This window comes from Halomonas sp. 111 (assembly GCF_052379685.1).
In the GTDB taxonomy this organism is placed as follows: Bacteria; Pseudomonadota; Gammaproteobacteria; order Pseudomonadales; family Halomonadaceae; genus Vreelandella; species Vreelandella citrativorans.
Genome location: NZ_JBQSYV010000021.1, coordinates 52,330 through 72,788, shown reverse-complemented (window position 1 = coordinate 72,788; position 20,459 = coordinate 52,330). Strand labels below are relative to the sequence as shown.

The window sequence follows — 20,459 nt, the reverse complement described above, 5'->3', positions numbered from 1 at the left end:
TTAATCGACGTTATCGTGCAGAAACCTTCACCCCACGCCGTGCGATTTCAGGCGTATATTGAGCGCATTCCTTCAATAGCTACTCCTTCAACACAACTGGGAGCACACCATGAAAATTCGTCGTGCGGATGAGCGGGGCTATGCAGACCACGGCTGGCTGCGTTCTTACCATACGTTCTCGTTTGCCAATTACCATGACCCCAAGCATATGGGCTTTCGCGCCCTACGGGTAATCAACGAAGACCGCGTCGCCGGTGGTCATGGCTTTGGTGCCCACCCGCACCGGGACATGGAGATTATCTCCTATGTGCTGGAAGGCGAAATGGAGCACAAGGACAACATGGGCAATGGCGAGGTCATGCGCCCGGGCGATGTACAGCGCATGTCAGCGGGCACCGGCGTTGTGCACAGCGAGTTTAATCACTCCAAAGAGAACGGACTGCACTTCCTGCAGATCTGGATTGAGCCCAAGGCACTTGGCATTAAGCCCAGTTACGAGCAGAAAGCATTTCCAGCCGCAGACCGCCAAAACCAGTGGCGCCTGGTAGCATCACAGCAGGGCCGTGAAGGCTCAGTGAGCCTGAACCAGGACGTTAATCTTTATGCAGGCTCATTTGATGCAGGCGACAGCGTGAAGACACCGGCTACGCGCTATGCCTGGCTGCACGTGGTCAAGGGCGCGGTCGAGGTTAATGGTGAACAGCTCAGCACCGGCGATGCCGCTGCGTTTGAGCCTGGCGACGCGATCAGCGTGACCGGCCAGGATACAAGCGAAGTACTGCTGTTTGATCTTGCTTAGCCCTTTTGCTCAGTGCTACCCGCCTTAACAACCCAAACGGCCCCCTGTCGGGAGCCGTTTTTTTACGCCATCAGCCAAGTGTTTTGCGTTGTCACCAAGCCTCGCTGCTGCCAATCCTAGCTATTGTGCGCTGAGTAAAGTGCACGGATTTTCAGCGTGTGCTCTACCTGCCTCAATGCTTCCAGCGCTTGCGGGCCGTAAGCTTTGTCGACATCAATGACCACATAGCCGACCTTATCGTTGGTCTGCAGGTACTGGCCCGAGATGTTAATGCCGTTTTCGGACAGCACGCGGTTAATTTCCGACAGTACGCCCGGCACGTTGTCATGAATATGCAGCAAGCGGTGCTTATCGGGGTGGGCAGGCAGCGCCACTTCGGGGAAGTTGACCGAGGTGATCGTGGTGCCGTTATCCGAGTAGGTCGTCAGCTTTTCGGCCACTTCAATACCGATATTTTCCTGGGCTTCGAGCGTAGAGCCACCCACATGCGGGGTCAGGATCACATTTTCCAAACCACGTAACGGGCTTTCAAACTCTTCATCGTTGCCCTTGGGCTCCACCGGGAACACATCCACCGCAGCGCCATTGAGATGGCCTGCTTTGATGGCATCCGCCAAGGGTTCAATTTCCACGACACTGCCGCGTGAGGCATTGATGAAGATGGCACCTGGTTTCATCGCAGCAATCTCTTTCGCGCCAATCATCCAGCGGGTAGAGGGCAAGTCCGGTACGTGCAAGCTCACCACATCCGAGCGGTTTAACAGCTCTTCAAGGCTGGTGACCTGGCTTGCATTACCCATGCCGAGTTTGGTGATGATATCGTAGTAGATAACGTTAAAGCCCAGCGACTCGGCCAGCACAGAAAGCTGCGCGCCGATGCTGCCGTAGCCAACAATACCCAGCGTTTTACCGCGTGCTTCGTGCGAGTTTTTGGCTGATTTCAGCCAGCCGCCCTGATGAGCACGGGCATTTTTTTCAGGAATGCCACGCAACAGCATGATCGCTTCTGCCAATACCAGCTCAGCGACCGAACGAGTATTGGAGTAAGGCGCGTTGAACACGGCAATACCACGTTTTAGCGCCGCATTCAGGTCCACCTGGTTGGTTCCGATACAGAAGCAGCCAACGCCGACCAGCTTCTCTGCCGCTGCAAACACTCGCTCATTAAGCTGGGTACGCGAGCGAATACCGATGAAATGTACATCACGGATCTTTTCGATCAACGATGCTTCATCTAGCGATGTCGGCAGATGCTCGATATTTTCATATCCGGCATTTTGAAAATTGTCCACCGCACTTTGGTGGACGCCCTCGAGTAGCAGGATCTTGATCTTGCTCTTTTCCAGGGACGTTTTAGCCATGGCTGAATCAACCTCTATGGTCGGCGGCGTGCGCCGTGTATCGGTTCACGAAAAGGCCGTATAGTAGCATACCGCACGCCCATCAGGCCGATACGAACTGATGAAATGTGTGCGTTATCAAGATGAAAACAGTGCAAGTCATACGCACAAAGCGGCCTGGGGCAGACGCCACCCCCTGGCCTCGGTGTATACTGTGCGTTTGTCATGGCAGGCAACGCGCAGCCTTTTTGATGGGGCGCCAGAAAACAGTAGGCATTAACCAATGAGCGACACCACACCTTCACCGCAGGATTTTGCGGCCACGGTTGACCAGCTGGAAACCATCGTAGAACGCCTGGAGTCAGGCGAGCTGTCATTGGAAGATGCGCTGGGCGCCTTTGAGCAGGGCGTACGGTTGACGCGCGATGCCCAGCAACGCTTGGACAGCGCCGAGCTAAAAGTCCGCGCGCTGAGCGAAGATAGCGAAGGCCGTTTAAACGTCACGCCGTTTGCTGATAGTGAATCGCCCAAGGATGCCACTGACGAGGGTAAGGAGACGCCCCCATGGTAGCGACCAACGCCCCCTCATTGACCGCCTTACGTCAGGCCAGCAATGCCCGGGTAGATGCCACGCTAAACGCGCTTTTTGACGAGCGCGCCGTGGTCCCGCGGCTTGATAACGCCATGCGCCACGGTCTTTTAGTCGGCGGTAAGCGCTTGCGCCCGCTGCTTGTCTATCTTGCTGGGCAGGCGCTGGGGGCACGCGAAGAAGACCTCGACGCCCCGGCCGCCGCCATTGAGCTCATCCACGCCTATTCATTGATTCATGACGACTTGCCCGCCATGGATGACGATGATCTGCGCCGAGGCCAGCCCACCGTGCATATCGCCTATGACGAAGCGACCGCGATTCTGGCAGGCGACGCGCTACAAACCCTGGCCTTTGACGTGCTGGCACGCACCGCTCACCCGCGGCTTGGCAGCCTGATCACGACGCTTACCACGGCGTCTGGCCGTGAGGGCATGGTGGCAGGCCAAGCACTGGACTTGGCGGCTATCGGCGGCCACCCTGACGTGGACGCCCTGGCGCACATGCACGCTCATAAAACCGGTGCGCTGATTGTGGCGGCGGTGCGTATGGGCGGACTGGTTGCCGTTGACGAGAGCGACCCGCGTATAAACGCCCTGACTCGCTACGCGCGCGCCATTGGTCTAGCCTTCCAGATTCATGATGATGTCCTTGATGTGACGGGTGACACCATGACACTCGGCAAAACATCCGGCGCTGACGCTGCACGCGCCAAGCCGACGTATCCCAGCCTGTTGGGGCTGGAAGGCGCGCAACAAAAAGCGCGCACCCTGATTGACGAGGCCATTGCCGCTCTCGCCCCATTAGGCGAGCAAGCCGCCCCCTTGGCCGAATTAGCCCACTATATGATCGAGCGCGACCACTAGATGCCCATGAAGCTGTTCGACGAGATTCCCCGCGAGCGTCCGGCAACGCCGCTGCTCGACTCTTTTGATCACCCCGCTGCGCTGCGGGCCATGAATACCCAGCAGCTTGCCCAACTGGCTGACGAGCTGCGTGCTTACCTGCTTTATAGCGTGGGCGTTTCCGGCGGCCACTTTGGCGCAGGCTTGGGGGTAGTAGAACTGAGCGTGGCCCTGCACCACGCCTTTCATACGCCCAAGGACCGCCTGGTGTGGGATGTGGGCCATCAGGCTTATCCGCACAAGATTCTCACCGGCCGCCGTGAGGCGATGCTCAGCATTCGCCAGCACGGCGGCCTGGCGGCATTTCCGCGCCGCGCTGAATCCGAATACGACACCTTTGGCGTGGGCCACTCGAGCACCTCGATTTCCGCAGCGCTCGGCATGGCGTTGGCTGCTCAGGCCAAAGGCGATAATCGCCGCGTCTGTGCGATTATTGGTGATGGCGCGCTCACGGCGGGCATGGCTTTTGAAGCGCTGGCCCATGCCGGCCACGTCAACGCCAACATGCTGGTCGTGCTCAACGACAACGAGATGTCGATCTCGGAAAATGTCGGTGGCCTGGCGACGTACCTCGCCCGGATGATGTCGAGCAAACCCTATCTAAAAATGCGCGAAGAGGGCAAAAAAGTACTTTCTCATCTGCCCGGCGCATTGGAAATTGCCAAGCGCACCGAAGAGCACATGAAAGGCATGGTGAGCCCCGCCACGCTGTTCGAGGAAATGGGCTTTCACTACATCGGCCCGATTGACGGGCACGACCTTGAGTCACTGACCGAGACGCTGCATAACCTGCGCGAGCTGGATGGCCCGCAGTTTCTGCATATCAAAACCTGCAAAGGCAAAGGCTTTTTACCCGCCGAGGCGGACCAGATTGGCTACCACGCCATCACCAAACTTGAGAAAGCCAGCGTGGCGCCCGCCCCACCCTTCAAAGCGCCATCCGCCCCCAAGAGAAAGTACTGCAACGTATTCGGCGACTGGCTGTGCAATATGGCCGCAAGCGATTCACGCCTGATAGGGATTACCCCCGCCATGCGCGAAGGCTCCGACCTGATTCGTTTCTCCAAAGAGTACCCAGCGCGCTACTTTGATGTAGCCATTGCCGAACAGCACGCCGTGACGCTCGCGGCGGGCATGGCCTGCGAAGGCATGAAGCCGGTGGTGGCAATCTACTCAACATTTTTGCAGCGCGGCTATGACCAGCTCATTCATGACGTAGCGGTGCAGGAGCTGGACGTCACCTTTGCCATTGACCGGGCAGGGCTTGTGGGTGAAGACGGCCCCACTCACCACGGCAGCATGGATTTGTCCTTTTTACGCTGCGTACCCGGCATGGTCATCCTGGCACCTGCCGATGAAGCCGAGTGTCGCGCCATGTTGAGTGCGGCCTATCATCATCCTGGCCCTGCGGCAGTGCGTTACCCGCGCGGCACTGGCCCCGGCGTGGAAATTCCTGAGCACCTGGAATCGCTTCCGATTGGCAAGGCGGAGGTACGCCGTCAGTCACAAAGCGATGGCGTGCGCATTGCGCTACTCGCGTTTGGTAGCCTAAACACCGCAGCCGCTGAAGTTGCCGAAAAGCTCAACACCACGCATATCAATATGCGCTCTATCAAGCCGCTGGACCGCGACACGGTCCTCCACGCGGCCGACGAGCATGAGCTTCTAATAACGCTTGAAGAGAACGTCGTTGCGGGTGGCGCGGGAAGCGCTGTTAACGAACTACTCAACGCTGAAGGCGTGCAGGTAGAAGTGCTCAATCTCGGCCTGCCCGACGCATTTGTAGAGCACGGCACGCCGGATGAATTGCTGCGGGACTGTGGTCTGGACGCAGAAGGCATCGAAGCCGCCATTCGCCAGCGGCTGCCTTCACTCTCAAGTTAAAAGCAGCACCGCGACTGATCGACAAGCACCCTCAATAGCGAGATAAGCGCCGCCCTATTACGGGCGGCCATCGCAAAGCAAGTGCCAGACAATGGGCGCCAAGCCACCGGGAAAGAGATGCTGGTTTAAAAACCGAGTTCATCCAGCAAATCATCCACCTGGTCCTGCCCTGACACGGCATCCACTTTGCCTTCGCTTACCTGCGGGCCATTGCGCAGTTTGGCATGCTCATCGCGATTATCATCAATGTTCACCCCATCGGTGACGTTAGGAACATTGTCGACCAACACTTGAACAAGCTGCTCTTCAATTAGCTGGATAACCTCCATCATCTTCTTGATCACCTGACCGGTAAGATCCTGGAAGTCCTGAGCCATCATGATTTCAAGCAGCTCTTTCTGCGTAGACCCCGTGGCGGTCGGAAGCGAATCACTCAAATAGAGCTGCGTGTCCTTGATAAGCGATGGGTCGCTTTCTACAACGACTAGAGCCGCCGCTGCCTGCCAGCGCGTATTAAGCGCGGCGCCCTCCTCCTCAAGCTTGTCTTGCACGGGTTGCGCACGTTCAACGGCATTCAGTGCCCGCTCAGCCGCCTGTTCCGTCATTGAGGCCACATAGTTGAGCCGGTCATTGGCATCGGGTATGGCCTGCGCTGCCTGGCTGATCTGCTGATCCAGGCCCAGCTCCTTCATGCTATCCCGCAGCAGGCGGGTCAAGTGGCCTATACGATGCACCATCTCATCATTACTGTCTTTTTTACCCAGCACCGACGGCATGGTCGTGTCGTGGGCGTTGTTAACAGTGCTCATGACAATCCTCTTGTGGAAAAAACTTGTTGAATGTCGCTGTTGATGATCTGGTCACCATCAATATACGTATCCGCTATGGTTTTCAGACAGACAAGCGTTAAAGCCCGTTAACTATCTTCGGCGTACCCTCCTAAAACTTGAGCGTTTGCTTTATTTGAAAGCCCTTGTCTGGCGCTTTTAGACCTATTCAACGGATGGGATCACTCACGCAGCGCTAGCACGCGCCACCCAGCTTGGGAAAGAAGTAGTGCGAGGTGATCCCATGGCTGCCGTTATGCAGCATCTCAAGCGGCTTTTACCCCGTTCTCGAAGATCTCAAACCAGGAGTTCTATATCAGGGTCGCCCTATGTGCAGCCGGGGCAATCGAACCCATCGGGCTGATTGAGTTTAAACAGTGAACGGGCACGGGCGTTGGCCGCCTGCCGGGTTGTGATACTCAAAAACCCTGAGATCGTGTACCGTAGAGTTTTTTTGGGGCACTCGGGTGGAACGAGGGCATTGCGCTTCTCCAAACAAAAGGGCAGAAAGCCTGGCAACAAAAGTTAGCACGCTTTCTTTTACCGCCTTACGCAGCGAAAAACGCCGTTTGGTCAAGCGACAATAGCTGAAAATGCCGCCCTCAGCTGCAAACCCACGACTTCTGACGCTTAGAGAGAGCCATGTTACTACTGATTATATTTTTTGCCCTGGTGGGTTATGCCATCGGCGGCGCCACTGGCCTGTTAATTGGCGGTGTACTGGGCTGGTGGCTAGCACGACGCCTCGCCAAGCGGTTAAGAGAGGCGCGCATGCGCCTTCAGGAAGGCTTTTTAGAGTCGATTTTTTCCGTTATGGGCTGCCTTTGCCAGGCCGATGGCAAAGTGACCGAAGGCGAGCTTAGCGTTGCCGAAAAGCTGTTTGACCAGATGCATTTGCAGGGGGCGCAGCGGGCCAAGGCACGCGCTGCCTTTGAGCGAGGCCGTGCGGATAACTTTGATCTGGACGCTGAGCTTGCCAACGTCGGGCGCCTAACCCGCCATCAACCGGTTATGCGCCAGGTGTTTTTACAGGTTCAGCTGTCGGCTATCGCCGCTGACGGTGTCTTGCATCCTGAAGAGCATGAAATGATCGTGCGGGTAGCGCGGGGCATTGGCTGTAGTGAAGCAGAGGTACAGCAGATTGAAGCCATGCTGCATGGCGCAGCCGCCAACTCCCAAGGAGCCAGTGAAGAGGCACTTAAGGACGCCTACCGCGTGCTGGGTGTGAGTGAAGAGGCAAGCGATGCCGAGATCAAGAAAGCCTACCGTCGCTTAATGAGCCAAAACCATCCGGATAAGCTGGCCGGTAAAGGCTTGCCTGAAAGCATGCGTGAAGTGGCCCAAGCGCGCACCAGTGAAATCGGCAATGCCTACGAACGCATTCGCAAGGCGCGCGATAACCAAGCGTAAGCTGCTTATAAGATGAAGGTCAGTCCAAGAGCACGCGGCCCCGCAAAGGCCGCGTCCATCATCCTGCCAATATCGACATCCTGACACCAGGCCGCTAAATTGAAAGCGTCTTCTTTTCGCCAGCCTCGGCTGGCACCTTGTCAGGAGCGCGCCATGATCACGCTATACACCTATCCCCGCTCACGCTCGCTACGTGCCGCCTGGACGCTTGAAGAGCTGGGCCTTGAATACCAGTGCCAGCATGTTGCGCTGGAGAAAGGGGGAGGCCAAACCTCGGCGTATCTGGCACGTCATCCGGATGGCAAAGTACCGGTGCTGGAGGATGGCGAACTTACCCTGTTTGAATCGTCGGCCATTTGCCGCTACCTGGCCGAGCACTACGGTAACGGCAAACTACTGCCGACTAACGCCGCCGAGCGTGCCCAGGTCGACCAGTGGTTAAGCTTTATTGTGACCGAAGTCGAACAGCCGCTCTGGACCCAAGCCAAGCACACCTTTGCGCTACCTGAAGACAAACGCGTACCGGCCGTGATTCCTACCGCAGAGTGGGAGTTTCAACGCGCATTGGGCGCTCTTGAACGCCGTTTTCAGGGCCAGGAAACGCTGCTTGGAGGCGATTTCACCTTGGCCGACCTGTTTCTCACCCATACGCTTTCCTGGGCCATTGGCATGCAGCATCGCCTGCCCGAGCCGTTCTTGATCTACCACAAACGCCATACGCAGCGCCCGAGCTTGGCAAAAGCCGGTGAGCGCGAGCAAGCTGCCGCTCAGTAAGCCAGCACCGCGTTTTACACCGTATGAGGCAGCACCGCTGCTACTACTGCAAAGTAGTGGCAGATGCTTCCTCCCACCACAAATAGGTGCCAAATAGCGTGATTGTAGGGAATCGCACGCACGGCATAGAAGATGACGCCCACCGTATACGTGATGCCGCCCGCGGCCAGTAAGGCGATGCCAGTTACCGAGAGCTTCGCCGCCATTTCTTCTGATGCCAGCAGGATCATCCACCCCATCAGCAAATAAATAACCACGCGGAAAATCGACAGCCGCTGTGGCCATAGCAGCTTGCAGGTAATACCTATCAGCGCCAGCGACCACACGGCGGCAAACAGTGTCCAGCCCGTCGGGCCACGCATATTCACCAGTAAGAAAGGCGTATAGGTACCTGCAATCAGCAAGTAAATCGCGCAGTGATCCAACAGCTGAAAGCGCTGCTTCCACAGCCGATGCGGGATGCCGTGATAAAGCGTAGAGGCGGTATATAGCAATACCAGCGTCATGCCGTACAAGCCAAGGCTTGTCAGTTTCCATGGGTCTACCTGAGCGGCAATACTCGCCATGACCAGCAGCACCACTGCCCCAACGACGCTTAACAATGCGCCCACCCCGTGGCTAATACTGTGTAAGCGCTCTTCTAACGCGCTGAACTCTTCAGACTTGACGCTGGCTGTGTGGCTCATATCCCCTCCACCGTATGTTAAAGCAGCGAACGACGCGGCTAACCTGGATAATAGAGTTCTGGATAATAGAGTCATCACCATAGCGCTGAAATATGACAAAACCCAAACGAAGAGACAGCGCCGGGGTTTTGTTTGGACGTTGATGCGCGCCGTGAATAGGCGGTTGAATGAGTGGATTAAATAGGTGGCTTAAATAGGAGGGTAGGGCAGCGTGTTTTCAATTCCACGGGGCGCTTCAAATCCTGCAGCGGCTCCACGAGCGCTTTCCAGGCCTTGGGGAAAGCCGCTACGGTGGCTGTAATCCGGCGTGATACCCGCCTGGCGGGCATGCCGCTTGGTTAAGGCTTGGGCGCAGCAGATATCCACGGCGGTCATCATGCCGACGGCTGTCAGTGCCCAATAAACGTTGGCGCGCTTGGGATTATGCCGATCCTGCAAGACATAGGTGAGTGCGGCAAGGTCAAGCATGTCGCCGCCTACCCGGCTCCAGATCGACGGTGCGGGGTTGTCGGAAAGTGCGCCAATGCCGCTGATCACTTCCCGAGCGCCACAGGCGCGCATTTTATTTTCATGCCCGCGCAACCCCAACTGTTCACCTAGCTTATGCGGTGCCAGCAGCTGGTAAAGGCCCAGGCCCAAGCTTAGCCAGCCAATTCCACGGGCGACCTTGTCGGCCGTGCTGAGTGAGCGGGTCATGTTGTTTGATTGATGATATTGATGATGCATGGCTACCTCCATGGCGTGTTGTTCAAGGTTTGAGAATCACCTTGACGCAACCATCCTGTTTATCGCGGAAGGTTTTATACATTTCAGGGCCCTGGTCCAGGCTCATTGAGTGCGTAATCACAAAAGAGGGATCAACTTGCCCCTCATCGATTCGCCGCAGCAGATCATCCGTCCAGCGTTTGACGTGGGTCTGGCCAGTCCGCACGGTGAGCCCCTTGTTCATCAGCGCGCCCATGGGAATTTTATCGACCAGGCCGCCGTATACACCGGGGATAGAGAGAGTGCCCGCCGGGCGGCATACATAGATCATTTCACGCAACACGTGGGCGCGGTCCGTCTCCATCATCAGCGTTTGTTTGACTCGGTCATAGGCGGAGTCCAGCGAGCGCGTGGTATGCGCTTCAAGGCCGACCGCATCAATACACTTTTCCGGGCCTTTGCCGTTGGTAAGTTCCTGCAGGCGGCCAAGCACGCTCTCATGATCAAAATTAATGACGATTGCCCCGCCCGCTTGGGCCATGGAGAGACGTTCAGGCACATTGTCGATGACCACGACCTGGCGGGCGCCCAGCAAAACGGCACTGCGAATACAGAACTGGCCAACCGGCCCCGCTCCCCAAATAACGACCGTATCAGTGGGCTGAATATCGCACTGTACGGCCGCCTGCCAACCGGTCGGGAAAATATCCCCTAAAAACAGTACCTGCTCGTCGGTGAGCGTATCGGGAACCTTGATATGCGTGGTATCGGCAAACGGCACGCGGACAAACTCCGCCTGGCCGCCTGCGTAGCCGCCGGTTAAATGTGAGTAACCAAACAGCCCGGCACCGCCGTGGCCAAAAGCCTTATCAGCCAAGGATTTATTACGGTTAGAGCGCTCGCAAACCGAGTAGTTGCCGCGCTGGCACTGCTCGCATTCGCCGCAGAAAATAGTAAACGGCACCACCACGCGGTCGCCAACTTTAAGCTTCTTGTTAGCGCTGCCCACCTCCATGACTTCGCCCATAAACTCATGACCAAGCACGTCACCACATTGCATACCGGGGATAAAGTGATCGTAAAGATGAAGGTCGGAGCCGCAGATGGCGCAGCTGCTTACATTGATAATCGCGTCGCGGGGGTGTTCTATTTCGGGATCAGGAACTGTGTCGTAGCGCACGTCGTTTTTGCCGTGCCAGCAAAGTGCTTTCATGATTGCTCCTCCTTACTCTTTTACAGATAATTAGCATCCTGCTATGTATCAACACCGATCTGTACCAATATCGGTTTGTATCAACATAGCTCAGACGCTAGGCAAAAAAGTTTAAGAAAAAGCAATTTTTCGAGGTTTTAGCGGCAATAAAGCGTTATTTCAGCCCTTTCTTTCAATATCGACATCGCTTGCCTGAGTAAAATCACCCAGCGCCATCATATGGCCAAGCTTGCCTGCCTTGGTGGCAAGGTACTGTTCATTGTGTGGATTTAAACCGGTAGTGATGGGCAGCCGTTCGACCACATTAACGCCATCCCGGGTCAGCGCATCCACTTTACGCGGATTATTGGTCATCAGCTTAAGCGCGGTGACGCCCAGGTGGTTGAGCATCGGTACGCACAGGTCATAGCGGCGCATATCAGCGCCAAACCCGAGCTGTTCGTTGGCTTCTACCGTATCCGCCCCTTGGTCTTGTAGGTGGTAGGCGCGAATCTTGTTGAGCAGCCCGATGCCGCGGCCTTCCTGGCGCAGGTAAAGCAGTACGCCGCGGCCCTCTTCGGCGATACGCTTAAGCGCTTCCTGCAGTTGATAGCCACAGTCGCAACGCATGGAGAACAGCGCATCACCGGTCAGGCATTCGGAATGAACACGCCCCAGTACCGGCGCGTCCCCCGTGAGGTCGCCCAGCGTCAGGGCGATATGATCCTTACCGGTCGCGTTGTCTTCGAAACCGTGCATGGTGAACGTGGCCCAGGGAGTGGGCAGTTGGGAAGCAGCAATGAAGCGAATGGTCACAGGTTACCTCGCAGATTAACCAAACCAGTTAACCACAACAGTATGAGCAAAGTGGGCGGGTAGTTTATCAGGAAGCGAGCTATGCCTCACGGCTGTTACTCGCTAAAATTAAAGCAGAGAAGAGCAAGCGTGGCTCACCCTGTTCAGGCATATACATTTACCGCGCGTGGATTAAGATAGTACTACTCCACAGACAAGCCGTTTACCCGCAGCGTGATAACCGCTGAGACACCAGAATTTTCACCATCTGACGGAACATTATGCTGCTACTTATACTTATCACAGCGCCTTTTATCGCCAGCATAATGGCCGCATTAATGCCCGCCAATGCCCGTAATCGGGAAGCGTGGCTGGCGGGTGGCGTAACGCTTTTAGGGCTGCTGATTACCGGTTTTCTTTATACCCAGGTAGGCGCCGGGGAGGTTGTACGGAGTGAATTTGGCTGGCTACCCAGTGTCGGCCTAAACGTCGTATTGCGTATGGATGGCCTGGCCTGGTTATTTACCATGCTGATCCAGGGTATCGGTTTGCTGGTGATTATCTATGCCCGCTACTACATGTCGCCTGCTGATCCCGTACCTCGCTTTTTTTCGTTTCTGCTCGCGTTTATGGGTTCAATGCTGGGGGTGGTGCTATCGGGCAACCTCATACAGCTGGTGCTGTTCTGGGAGTTAACCAGCATCACCTCGTTTTTGTTGATTGGCTATTGGCACCACCGCGCCGATGCCCGCCGCGGCGCACGTATGGCGTTCACCGTGACAGCAACCGGGGGGCTTTGTCTGCTGGCCGGTGTCTTGATGCTTGGCCATATGGTAGGCAGCTACTCGCTTGATGTTGTGTTGGCCTCGGGTGACCTCATCCGTAATCACGCGCTTTATCGGCCCATGCTGCTATTGGTCGCGTTAGGGGCGCTGACCAAAAGCGCGCAGTTCCCTTTTCACTTCTGGTTGCCGCATGCCATGGCAGCGCCAACACCGGTATCGGCGTTTTTGCACTCCGCCACCATGGTCAAGGCGGGCCTTTTTTTACTCATGCGGCTTTGGCCATCGCTGTCAGGAACGCCTGAGTGGAGCTGGATCATCATGGGGGCTGGCGTATGCACCATGTTGATTGGTGCCTTCACAGCTATTTTCCAACACGATTTGAAAGGCCTGCTGGCCTACTCAACCATCAGCCACCTGGGGTTGATTACCGTACTGCTGGGCATTGGCACCCCCTTGGCGCTGGTAGCCGCGATTTTCCATACCGTTAACCATGCCACGTTTAAAGCCTCGCTTTTCATGGCCGCAGGCATTATTGACCATGAGACGGGCACCCGAGATATGCGCCACCTGCGCGGCCTTTATAAAGCGCTACCCTATACGTCGACGCTGGCAATCGTCGCCAGTGCGGCGATGGCCGGCGTCCCGTTTCTTAACGGGTTTATTTCCAAGGAGATGTTCTTTGCCGAAGCGCTAAGCGTTGGCTCCGCGCAAAACTGGGGGATGTCCATTGCGGCCGTGTTGATGGGGGTCTTTGGCGTTACGTATTCGCTTCGCTTTACCTACGTCTTCTTCGGCAAGCTGCCCGATGACTTGCCTCGCCAACCGCATGAGCCACCGCGCTGGATGCGCTTTCCTGTTGAGTTTTTAGTGCTTTGCTGCCTGGTGGTGGGCATTATTCCAGGCCTGAGTATCGGCCCCTTCTTGCACGCTGCCGTCACCTCGGTATTAGGCGAGGCAACGCCCTACTACAGTCTCGCCGTTTGGCACGGTTTCAACCTACCTTTGGCAATGAGTTTCGTCGCGTTAATCGGCGGTGTGGCGTTGTATATTTGGCTGCGTGTCCGCTATGGGCTAATTCAAGCCACCCATGTTCCGTTGCTGGGGCGCTTTAACGGCAAGCAAGCCTACGAAAACACCATGCTGCGGATCTCATCCATCGCCTCTTTGCTGGAAAAAATACTCAGCACACGGCGCTTGCAGCCTCAGCTCTTGCTTATGGTGGTGATGCTTCTGGCGGTGCCCATTTTGCTGATACGCCCTATCTCGCTGCTTGCTCTGCCTGCCAATGGGGAATTCTCCTGGCTCTTTGCCGGGCTATGGCTGATGGGGGCGATTTGCGCTGTCGCGGCGGCCTGGCAGGCAAAATACCATCGCCTGGCAGCACTTAGCCTAGTGGGCGGTGTGGGCATTATTACCAGCCTGTCGTTTTTGTGGCTATCGGCGCCCGACCTGGCGCTTACCCAACTAATGGTGGAAACCATTACCACGGTGCTGATCCTGCTGGGACTACGCTGGCTTCCCCCGCGTATCACGCCGCGAGAATTGAACATTACCGCCACTAAACGCGCACTATTTCGTCGCTCACGCGATATCGTCATTGCGGTGTGTGCGGGGCTGGCAATGGCCTTAATCAGCTATACGGCACTGCTACGCACGCCTTCAGAAGGCGGTATTTCTGACTTTTTCCTTACCCATGCCTTAAGTGAAGGCGGGGGAAGTAACGTGGTCAATGTGCTGCTGGTCGACTTCCGCAATTTCGATACGCTGGGCGAAATTGCGGTGCTGGCCATTGTCGCCTTGACCGTTTACGCACTGCTGCGGCGCTTTCGTCCCGCCCCTGAAAGCCTGCCCATTCCCGCTCAACAGACCAACAGCGTTGACCCTGCGGCCGGGCAAACACCTATCCAGCAAGTGGCAACAGGCTATCTCAGGATCCCCAGCGTCTATTTACGCTTGCTGCTGCCCGTGATGGGCGTCATCGCGGCCTACTTCTTTATTCGGGGCCACAACCTGCCCGGCGGCGGTTTCGTTGCCGGTTTGATCTTTGCGGTTGCGATTATTGTTCAATACATGCTGGCCGGTACGCAGTGGGTTGAAACGCATCTACGCCTACGCCCTCACCGCTGGATTGCATTTGGCCTACTGACGGCCTGCGCAACGGGCCTGGGCGCATGGCTGCTGGGTTATCCTTTCCTGACCACCCACACCGCACACTTCACGCTTCCTGTGCTTGGCGAGGTGCACCTGCCGAGTGCATTCCTGTTTGATTTAGGTGTCTTTGGCGTGGTCGTTGGCTCCTCGATACTGATGCTTGTGGCGCTGGCACACCAATCCGTACGCAGCCACCGCTTACCCGCTACCACGGCGCCAGCGCCCCTCAACCCTCAACAGGAGACCCGCTAATGGAAGCTGTTATGGCCATGGCAATGGGCATCATGTTTGGCTCCGGGGTGTGGCTGCTGCTGCGTCCACGTACCTTTCAGGTCATTACGGGCTTATTGCTTATTTCGTATGCCGTTAATCTATTTATCTTCATCATGGGGCGTCTCTCCATCAACCAGCCCCCCTTAACGCTTGCCGAAGGCACTATTGATCCCGCTTTGTATGCCGACCCGATGCCCCAGGCGCTGGTCTTAACGGCTATCGTGATCGGCTTTGCCACCACAGCCCTTTATCTGGTGGTGATGATTGGTGCTCGCGGCCTTACCGGCACCGACCACGTTGATGGCAAGGAGCCCCATTGATGAGTCTTCCTTGGCTGCACCATTTAATGTTGGCACCTGTTTTACTGCCCTTGATATTCGGGGCAGGGCTGATCCTGGTGAATGAACGTCATCACCAAAAAAAGTTTTTTATTAACCTGGCCAGCACGCTGGCGATGCTGGCGACCTCTGTCGCACTGCTTTTGCTGGCGGACCACGAATACTGGCCCGATGGCATTGGCCTCTACCTCTCTGCTAACTGGACAGCCCCCTTTGGCATTGTCTTGTTGGTTGACCGGCTAACGGCGGTGATGCTGCTGCTTGCGTCAATATTGGCGAGCGCTTCTCTGATCTTTGCCATGATCCGCTGGAGCCGCATTGGTGTGCACTTTCACTCGTTATTCCAGTTTTTGTTAATGGGCATTAACGGGGCCTTTCTTACCAATGACCTGTTCAATCTGTTTGTGTTCTTCGAGGTCATGTTGGCGGCCTCGTATGGCTTGATACTGCATGGCTATAACAGCGTGCGTATAAGAGCAGGCATGCAGTACATTGTGGTGAATTTGTTAGCGTCGTTTTTCTTCCTGATTGGCGTGGCCCTGATTTACGCGACGACCGGCACGCTAAACATGACCGACCTGGCGATGCGCTTGAGCATGCTATCGCCGGAAGACCTCATGTTGTTAAAAATTGGCGTGGTTATTCTGGCGTTAGCCTTTCTCACCAAAAGCGCCATGTGGCCACTGGGGTTCTGGCTGCCCACGACGTACTCGGCGGCCTCGCCGCCGGTGGCTGCCATGATGGTACTGATGACCAAAGTTGGCGTGTACGTGCTGATTCGGTTGTGGTTACTGCTGTTCTCGGAAGGCCCTGCCGCCGGTTTCGGCTTTGACCTGCTGCTCTGGGGAGGCCTTGTCACGCTTGCTTTCGGCACCATCGGTATTCTTGCAAGCCAGGAACCTGGCCGCATGGCAGGCTATGCGGCGGTCATCTCATCAGGCACGCTGCTGGCCGCCGTTGGTTATGGCCAACCGGCGCTTATCAACGTGGCGCTGTTTTACTTGATCAGCTCGACACTGGCAGTTGCCGCGTTTTTGCTGCTGATAGAGTTAATTGAGCGTATCCGCACACCGGGAGCCGCGATGCTGGCATTAACCATGGAGGCTTTCGCAGTGGAGGATAAGCCGGAGGAGCCCGTCGGCGAGGCGATTCCTGGCGCGCTGGCCTTTTTGGGGCTGGCCTTCGCCTGCTGCGCCCTGATTATTACCGGGCTGCCGCCGCTGTCAGGGTTTATCGCCAAATTCAGTCTTTTTCATAGGCTGTTGAATCCTACCGACCTGCTGATTGAGCGGGGAATCGTCACTTGGGTCGTTATTGCGCTGGTCGTACTTTCCGGGTTGGCAGGCATTATTTCGTTAATGCGTTTTGGGGTACGGACCTTCTGGGCCGTCCAGAACCCGGTCGCGCCTCATCTGCAACGCTCCGAAGTCATGCCTGTCATCACCCTGCTACTGGCCTGCCTGCTGCTCACCGTTCAAGCAGGCCCGACGATGGCGTATCTGGAGCGCAGCACAGACGCGCTCAACCAGCCTGAGGTTTATTTAAACCGTCTAGGCTCAACCGCTGCGGTGGGCGGTACGTTCGGGGAGTCGGCCCAATGACGCTGCGCTGGCTTCCCTCTCCTGCCTTATCGGGCGCCTTGTTAATCATGTGGCTACTGCTGAATCAAAGCACTGCGCCTGCACAGGTGTTGCTGGGCAGTGTCCTGGCCATTGCCGCACCGCTGCTCGCCAGACCACTGCGCCCACTCGCCCCAGCACCACTGCGTAAACCGCTGGTGTTGGCACGCCTGCTGTTTATGTCGATGATCGAAATCATACGCTCCTGCTTTAACGTCAGCCGCATCATCTTGTTCAATGCCAAGGGTGTAAAATCACAGTTCGTCCGAGTGCCACTGGATCTTAAAGACCCGCACGGCCTGGCGTTGCTTTCGTGCCTGATCAATTCAACTCCCGGCACCGTGTGGGTAGAACAGCTGCCAGACTCTAATGATTTGGCGCTGCATGTGTTTGACCTCCACGATGAGCAGTGGTGGATCGACACGATTAAAACGCGCTACGAACAGCCATTAATCGAGATCTTTGAACATGAATAAAAGGCGCTCAGTATGACCACACTGCTCTCTCTGGCAATTAATATCACGCTACTTAGCGTCTTGTTAGCCATGCTGCTGTGTACGGTGCGCTTACTGCGTGGGCCAACCGCACAAGACCGTGTACTGGCACTCGATACACTATGGATGTGCGCCATGCTGTTTGCCCTAGCGCTGGGCATCCGGTTTGGCAGCGTGATCTATTTTGAGGCCGCGATGCTGATTGCCCTGACGGGCTTTGTATCAACCATCGCGCTTACCAAATTTCTTATGCGTGGCGAGGTAATTGAATGAACCCACAGCTGGAGTCACTGCCGCTATGGGCCAGCCTGCCCATTACCCTGCTATTGCTACTTGGAAGCGCGATTGTACTGATCGGTGCATTGGGCCTTGTTAGGCTGCCGCACTTCTTCCAGCGCATTCACGGCCCCGCCATTACGATCACCCTAGGCACCGGCTCCATTCTGATTGCCTCCATGATCTACTTCTCGGTGCTACAGTCACGACTGGTCATTCATGAGCTATTAATCACTGCCTTTGTGATGCTCACTGCGCCGGTGGTGGCCATGCTGCTGATGCGCACCGCTGTTTATCGTGACCTGCGTGCTCGTGACCGCCGCCCAACCATTAGCGCAAACGAGAACAAGAGCAAGACAACGACCGAGGTTTATCCCTTTTCTGCGAAGGAAGAGCCGTAGCTTCGTGCCACACCGGCCTCTGCGTAGCGGATAGGTTTGGGCACGTTTTACACGTCGCCATGCCGCTTAGTTGGGCGTTCTCAAGTACACTCTCACCTCTGCCTTAAGCTTTAGAGACCCGAGCCAAGCGCCTTTTCAATCATGTTTCAAGTAAAGTATCAGCACTGGTTTGTATACCCTTTAAAATACACTACAGGTAAATTCCCCAAGGGCACGTGTTTATGACTTCCACACCGTTGCAAAATGATCGTTTTCTCCGCGCCCTGGCGCGCCAGCCCGTTGACCGCACGCCGGTATGGATGATGCGTCAGGCAGGCCGCTATCTGCCTGAGTATCGTGAGCGCCGCGCCGATGCGGGCAGTTTTATGGACCTGTGCCGCAACCAGGACCTGGCCTGCGAAGTAACGCTCCAGCCGCTGGAGCGTTACCCGCTGGATGCGGCGATTCTGTTTTCAGATATTTTGACGATCCCCGATGCCATGGGTCTGGGGCTCTATTTTGAAACCGGTGAAGGTCCCAAGTTTCGCAAAACCGTGCGCACCCCGGAAGAAGTGGCGGCGCTAAGCGTGCCCAACGCCGAGCGCGACCTGGACTACGTCATGCGTGCGGTATCGACCATTCGCCGTGAGCTGAACGGGCGCATGCCGCTGATCGGCTTTTCGGGAAGCCCTTGGACGCTGGCAACCTACATGGTGGAGGGCGGTTCCAGCAAAGACTTCCGTCACCTGAAAACCATGCTTTACGATACGCCAGACACCATGCATCAACTGCTGGATACCCTGGCCCAGTCGGTGACCGATTACCTGAACGCGCAGATTCGCGCAGGCGCCCAGGCGGTGCAGATCTTCGATACCTGGGGCGGAGCGCTTTCCACCCCCGCGTACCTGGAGTTCTCGCTACGCTATATGGAGCAAATTGTTTCCGGGCTGATCCGCGAGCACGACGGGCGCCGCGTACCGGTGATTCTGTTCACCAAAAACGGCGGCCAGTGGCTTGAAGACATCGCCTGCGCTGGTGCTGATGCACTGGGTATCGACTGGTCGACCGAGCTCTCCAGCGCCCGTGCCCGTGTGGGCCACAAGGTTGCGCTTCAGGGCAACCTCGACCCTAACGTGCTGTTTGCACGCCCGTCGGCGATTCGTGCCGAAGTCGCCCGCGTGCTGGAAAGCTACGGTCACGGGCCGGGCCACGTGTTCAACCTGGGCCACGGCATCAGCCAGTTTACCAATCCGGATAACGTCACCGCCTTTATGGAAGCGCTGCACGAGTTAAGCCCGCAGTATCACCAAGGCATTCCGGCCCAATCCACCCCATCACAACCAGGAGCCAATTGATGAGCGAATTACGCGGCGACCAGTGGTTCACCGAAGTGTTTGATAGCCACGGCAGCGCCTTCTCGCTGAAGATCTCTGAAAAGCTGTTGGATGTGCAGAGTGAGTACCAGCACCTGGAAGTGTACGCTACCGAGACCTACGGCAACCTGATGGTGCTGGACGGCTGCGTGATGCTCACCGACCGTGACAACTTCCTGTATCACGAAATGATCGCCCACCCGGCACTGTTTACTCATCCGGCGCCCAAGCGCGTGGTGATTATCGGCGGCGGCGACTGCGGCACACTGAAAGAAGTGCTGCGCCACCCGGGCGTTGAAAAAGTCACCCAGATCGATATCGATGAAGAAGTCACCAAGGCCGCAGAGCGTTTCTTCCCGGCGCTGGTGGAAGCCAACGACGACCCGCGTGCTGAGCTGCTGTTCGCTGATGGTGTGAAGTGGGTGGATGACGCTGCCGATGAAAGCATCGACGTGCTGATTATCGACTCTACCGATCCGGTCGGCCCCGCCGAAGGGTTGTTCAAGACTGACTTCCTTAAGCGCTGCCACCGCATTCTGAAAGCCGATGGCGTGATGGTACAGCAGAGCGAATCACCGCTTTATCACAGCGGCTCGATTATTCGTGAGCTGCGCCATGACATGCGCGAAGCGGGCTTTGCCAGTGTCGCCACACTGCCCTTCCCCCAGCCGGTTTATCCTTCCGGCTGGTGGAGTGTGACGCTTGCCGGTAAAGGCACCAACGTGGAAACCTTCCGCGAAGAGGCTGCCGCTAGCCACAAAATGCCGCTACAGTACTACACAGTGGATGCCCACCGGGGCGCCCTGGCGCTGCCACCGTTCATGCGTAAAGCGTTCGGCTGACGTTTATTTGAATAGCACGCCA

General features: G+C 56.5%; 20 protein-coding genes. 14 read left to right on the top strand and 6 right to left on the bottom strand.

Going from position 1 to position 20,459, the window contains the following annotated elements; genetic code table 11:
* Positions 1 to 109: 109 nt before the first annotated feature.
* A complete protein-coding gene (locus tag ACT3T7_RS15350) occupies positions 110 to 799 on the top strand; it encodes a pirin family protein (RefSeq protein WP_444631477.1) in 690 nt (229 codons plus the stop codon).
* Between the two features lie 116 nt (positions 800 to 915).
* Here the strand turns inward: ACT3T7_RS15350 and serA are convergent, their stop codons facing one another.
* The gene (gene serA, locus ACT3T7_RS15345; RefSeq protein ID WP_172116927.1) at positions 916 to 2,160 is read right to left on the bottom strand and encodes a phosphoglycerate dehydrogenase; all 1,245 of its coding nucleotides are present in this window, start codon (positions 2,158 to 2,160) and stop codon (positions 916 to 918) included.
* Positions 2,161 to 2,422: 262 nt separating this feature from the next.
* Between serA and ACT3T7_RS15340 the strand changes: the two genes are divergently transcribed.
* The 3 genes from ACT3T7_RS15340 to dxs are packed head-to-tail and all read left to right on the top strand — an operon-like array spanning position 2,423 to position 5,517.
* Positions 2,423 to 2,710, top strand: a complete 288-nt coding sequence (locus ACT3T7_RS15340; RefSeq protein ID WP_172116926.1) for an exodeoxyribonuclease VII small subunit — start codon at positions 2,423 to 2,425, stop codon at positions 2,708 to 2,710.
* Complete coding sequence (gene ispA / locus ACT3T7_RS15335) at positions 2,704 to 3,594, top strand: (2E,6E)-farnesyl diphosphate synthase (RefSeq protein WP_444631476.1); 891 nt, start codon at positions 2,704 to 2,706, stop codon at positions 3,592 to 3,594. Before ACT3T7_RS15340 ends, ispA begins: the two co-directional genes overlap by 7 nt.
* Complete coding sequence (dxs, locus tag ACT3T7_RS15330; protein WP_444631475.1) at positions 3,595 to 5,517, top strand: 1-deoxy-D-xylulose-5-phosphate synthase; 1,923 nt, start codon at positions 3,595 to 3,597, stop codon at positions 5,515 to 5,517.
* Between the two features lie 125 nt (positions 5,518 to 5,642).
* On the opposite strand, the gene cheZ is transcribed toward dxs, so the two are convergent.
* Entirely contained in the window at positions 5,643 to 6,326 is a 684-nt protein-coding gene (gene cheZ / locus ACT3T7_RS15325) for a protein phosphatase CheZ (protein WP_444631474.1), read from the bottom strand.
* A 660-nt stretch (positions 6,327 to 6,986) separates the two neighbouring features.
* Here cheZ and djlA point away from each other — a divergent pair.
* Complete coding sequence (gene djlA, locus ACT3T7_RS15320) at positions 6,987 to 7,754, top strand: co-chaperone DjlA (protein WP_172116922.1); 768 nt, start codon at positions 6,987 to 6,989, stop codon at positions 7,752 to 7,754.
* A 153-nt stretch (positions 7,755 to 7,907) separates the two neighbouring features.
* Positions 7,908 to 8,528, top strand: a complete 621-nt coding sequence (locus ACT3T7_RS15315; RefSeq protein WP_444631473.1) for a glutathione S-transferase family protein — start codon at positions 7,908 to 7,910, stop codon at positions 8,526 to 8,528.
* A 14-nt stretch (positions 8,529 to 8,542) separates the two neighbouring features.
* Here the strand turns inward: ACT3T7_RS15315 and trhA are convergent, their stop codons facing one another.
* From trhA to ribA, 4 genes are all read right to left on the bottom strand, one after another.
* Positions 8,543 to 9,214, bottom strand: coding sequence for a PAQR family membrane homeostasis protein TrhA (trhA, locus tag ACT3T7_RS15310; RefSeq protein WP_444631472.1), 672 nt, complete (start codon positions 9,212 to 9,214; stop codon positions 8,543 to 8,545).
* Positions 9,215 to 9,403: 189 nt separating this feature from the next.
* On the bottom strand, positions 9,404 to 9,940 hold the full coding sequence (locus tag ACT3T7_RS15305; RefSeq protein ID WP_444631471.1) for a hypothetical protein: 537 nt from the start codon (positions 9,938 to 9,940) through the stop codon (positions 9,404 to 9,406).
* Positions 9,941 to 9,962: 22 nt separating this feature from the next.
* A complete protein-coding gene (locus ACT3T7_RS15300; protein ID WP_193054085.1) occupies positions 9,963 to 11,132 on the bottom strand; it encodes a zinc-dependent alcohol dehydrogenase in 1,170 nt (389 codons plus the stop codon).
* Positions 11,133 to 11,291: 159 nt separating this feature from the next.
* A complete protein-coding gene (ribA, locus tag ACT3T7_RS15295) occupies positions 11,292 to 11,927 on the bottom strand; it encodes a GTP cyclohydrolase II (RefSeq protein WP_172116919.1) in 636 nt (211 codons plus the stop codon).
* A gap of 260 nt (positions 11,928 to 12,187) precedes the next feature.
* Here ribA and ACT3T7_RS15290 point away from each other — a divergent pair, with 260 nt between their 5' ends.
* From ACT3T7_RS15290 to speE, 8 genes are all read left to right on the top strand, one after another.
* Entirely contained in the window at positions 12,188 to 15,094 is a 2,907-nt protein-coding gene (locus tag ACT3T7_RS15290; protein WP_444631470.1) for a monovalent cation/H+ antiporter subunit A, read from the top strand.
* Positions 15,094 to 15,435: a Na+/H+ antiporter subunit C gene (locus ACT3T7_RS15285; RefSeq protein WP_172116917.1), complete on the top strand. Its 342-nt coding sequence runs from the start codon at positions 15,094 to 15,096 to the stop codon at positions 15,433 to 15,435. The genes ACT3T7_RS15290 and ACT3T7_RS15285 overlap by 1 nt, the downstream gene beginning before the upstream one ends.
* Positions 15,435 to 17,054: a monovalent cation/H+ antiporter subunit D gene (locus tag ACT3T7_RS15280; RefSeq protein ID WP_444631469.1), complete on the top strand. Its 1,620-nt coding sequence runs from the start codon at positions 15,435 to 15,437 to the stop codon at positions 17,052 to 17,054. The genes ACT3T7_RS15285 and ACT3T7_RS15280 overlap by 1 nt, the downstream gene beginning before the upstream one ends.
* Complete coding sequence (locus ACT3T7_RS15275; RefSeq protein WP_444631468.1) at positions 17,051 to 17,548, top strand: Na+/H+ antiporter subunit E; 498 nt, start codon at positions 17,051 to 17,053, stop codon at positions 17,546 to 17,548. Before ACT3T7_RS15280 ends, ACT3T7_RS15275 begins: the two co-directional genes overlap by 4 nt.
* A 12-nt stretch (positions 17,549 to 17,560) precedes the next feature.
* Positions 17,561 to 17,839, top strand: coding sequence for a K+/H+ antiporter subunit F (locus ACT3T7_RS15270; RefSeq protein ID WP_087110601.1), 279 nt, complete (start codon positions 17,561 to 17,563; stop codon positions 17,837 to 17,839).
* A complete protein-coding gene (gene mnhG, locus ACT3T7_RS15265) occupies positions 17,836 to 18,243 on the top strand; it encodes a monovalent cation/H(+) antiporter subunit G (protein ID WP_193054089.1) in 408 nt (135 codons plus the stop codon). Before ACT3T7_RS15270 ends, mnhG begins: the two co-directional genes overlap by 4 nt.
* Positions 18,244 to 18,464: 221 nt before the next feature.
* Positions 18,465 to 19,577 (top strand): uroporphyrinogen decarboxylase, encoded by a 1,113-nt coding sequence (gene hemE, locus ACT3T7_RS15260; protein ID WP_193054090.1) that lies wholly within the window; start codon positions 18,465 to 18,467, stop codon positions 19,575 to 19,577.
* Positions 19,577 to 20,437, top strand: a complete 861-nt coding sequence (gene speE / locus ACT3T7_RS15255; RefSeq protein ID WP_193054091.1) for a polyamine aminopropyltransferase — start codon at positions 19,577 to 19,579, stop codon at positions 20,435 to 20,437. Before hemE ends, speE begins: the two co-directional genes overlap by 1 nt.
* Positions 20,438 to 20,459: the final 22 nt, after the last annotated feature.

Coding starts and splice junctions, on each gene's coding strand:
- ACT3T7_RS15350 (WP_444631477.1), top strand. CDS start 110: ATGAAAATTCGTCGTGCGGATGAGCGGGGCTATGCAGACCACGGCTGG.
- serA (WP_172116927.1), bottom strand. CDS start 2,160: ATGGCTAAAACGTCCCTGGAAAAGAGCAAGATCAAGATCCTGCTACTC.
- ACT3T7_RS15340 (WP_172116926.1), top strand. CDS start 2,423: ATGAGCGACACCACACCTTCACCGCAGGATTTTGCGGCCACGGTTGAC.
- ispA (WP_444631476.1), top strand. CDS start 2,704: ATGGTAGCGACCAACGCCCCCTCATTGACCGCCTTACGTCAGGCCAGC.
- dxs (WP_444631475.1), top strand. CDS start 3,595: ATGCCCATGAAGCTGTTCGACGAGATTCCCCGCGAGCGTCCGGCAACG.
- cheZ (WP_444631474.1), bottom strand. CDS start 6,326: ATGAGCACTGTTAACAACGCCCACGACACGACCATGCCGTCGGTGCTG.
- djlA (WP_172116922.1), top strand. CDS start 6,987: ATGTTACTACTGATTATATTTTTTGCCCTGGTGGGTTATGCCATCGGC.
- ACT3T7_RS15315 (WP_444631473.1), top strand. CDS start 7,908: ATGATCACGCTATACACCTATCCCCGCTCACGCTCGCTACGTGCCGCC.
- trhA (WP_444631472.1), bottom strand. CDS start 9,214: ATGAGCCACACAGCCAGCGTCAAGTCTGAAGAGTTCAGCGCGTTAGAA.
- ACT3T7_RS15305 (WP_444631471.1), bottom strand. CDS start 9,940: ATGCATCATCAATATCATCAATCAAACAACATGACCCGCTCACTCAGC.
- ACT3T7_RS15300 (WP_193054085.1), bottom strand. CDS start 11,132: ATGAAAGCACTTTGCTGGCACGGCAAAAACGACGTGCGCTACGACACA.
- ACT3T7_RS15290 (WP_444631470.1), top strand. CDS start 12,188: ATGCTGCTACTTATACTTATCACAGCGCCTTTTATCGCCAGCATAATG.
- ACT3T7_RS15285 (WP_172116917.1), top strand. CDS start 15,094: ATGGAAGCTGTTATGGCCATGGCAATGGGCATCATGTTTGGCTCCGGG.
- ACT3T7_RS15280 (WP_444631469.1), top strand. CDS start 15,435: ATGAGTCTTCCTTGGCTGCACCATTTAATGTTGGCACCTGTTTTACTG.
- ACT3T7_RS15275 (WP_444631468.1), top strand. CDS start 17,051: ATGACGCTGCGCTGGCTTCCCTCTCCTGCCTTATCGGGCGCCTTGTTA.
- ACT3T7_RS15270 (WP_087110601.1), top strand. CDS start 17,561: ATGACCACACTGCTCTCTCTGGCAATTAATATCACGCTACTTAGCGTC.
- mnhG (WP_193054089.1), top strand. CDS start 17,836: ATGAACCCACAGCTGGAGTCACTGCCGCTATGGGCCAGCCTGCCCATT.
- hemE (WP_193054090.1), top strand. CDS start 18,465: ATGACTTCCACACCGTTGCAAAATGATCGTTTTCTCCGCGCCCTGGCG.
- speE (WP_193054091.1), top strand. CDS start 19,577: ATGAGCGAATTACGCGGCGACCAGTGGTTCACCGAAGTGTTTGATAGC.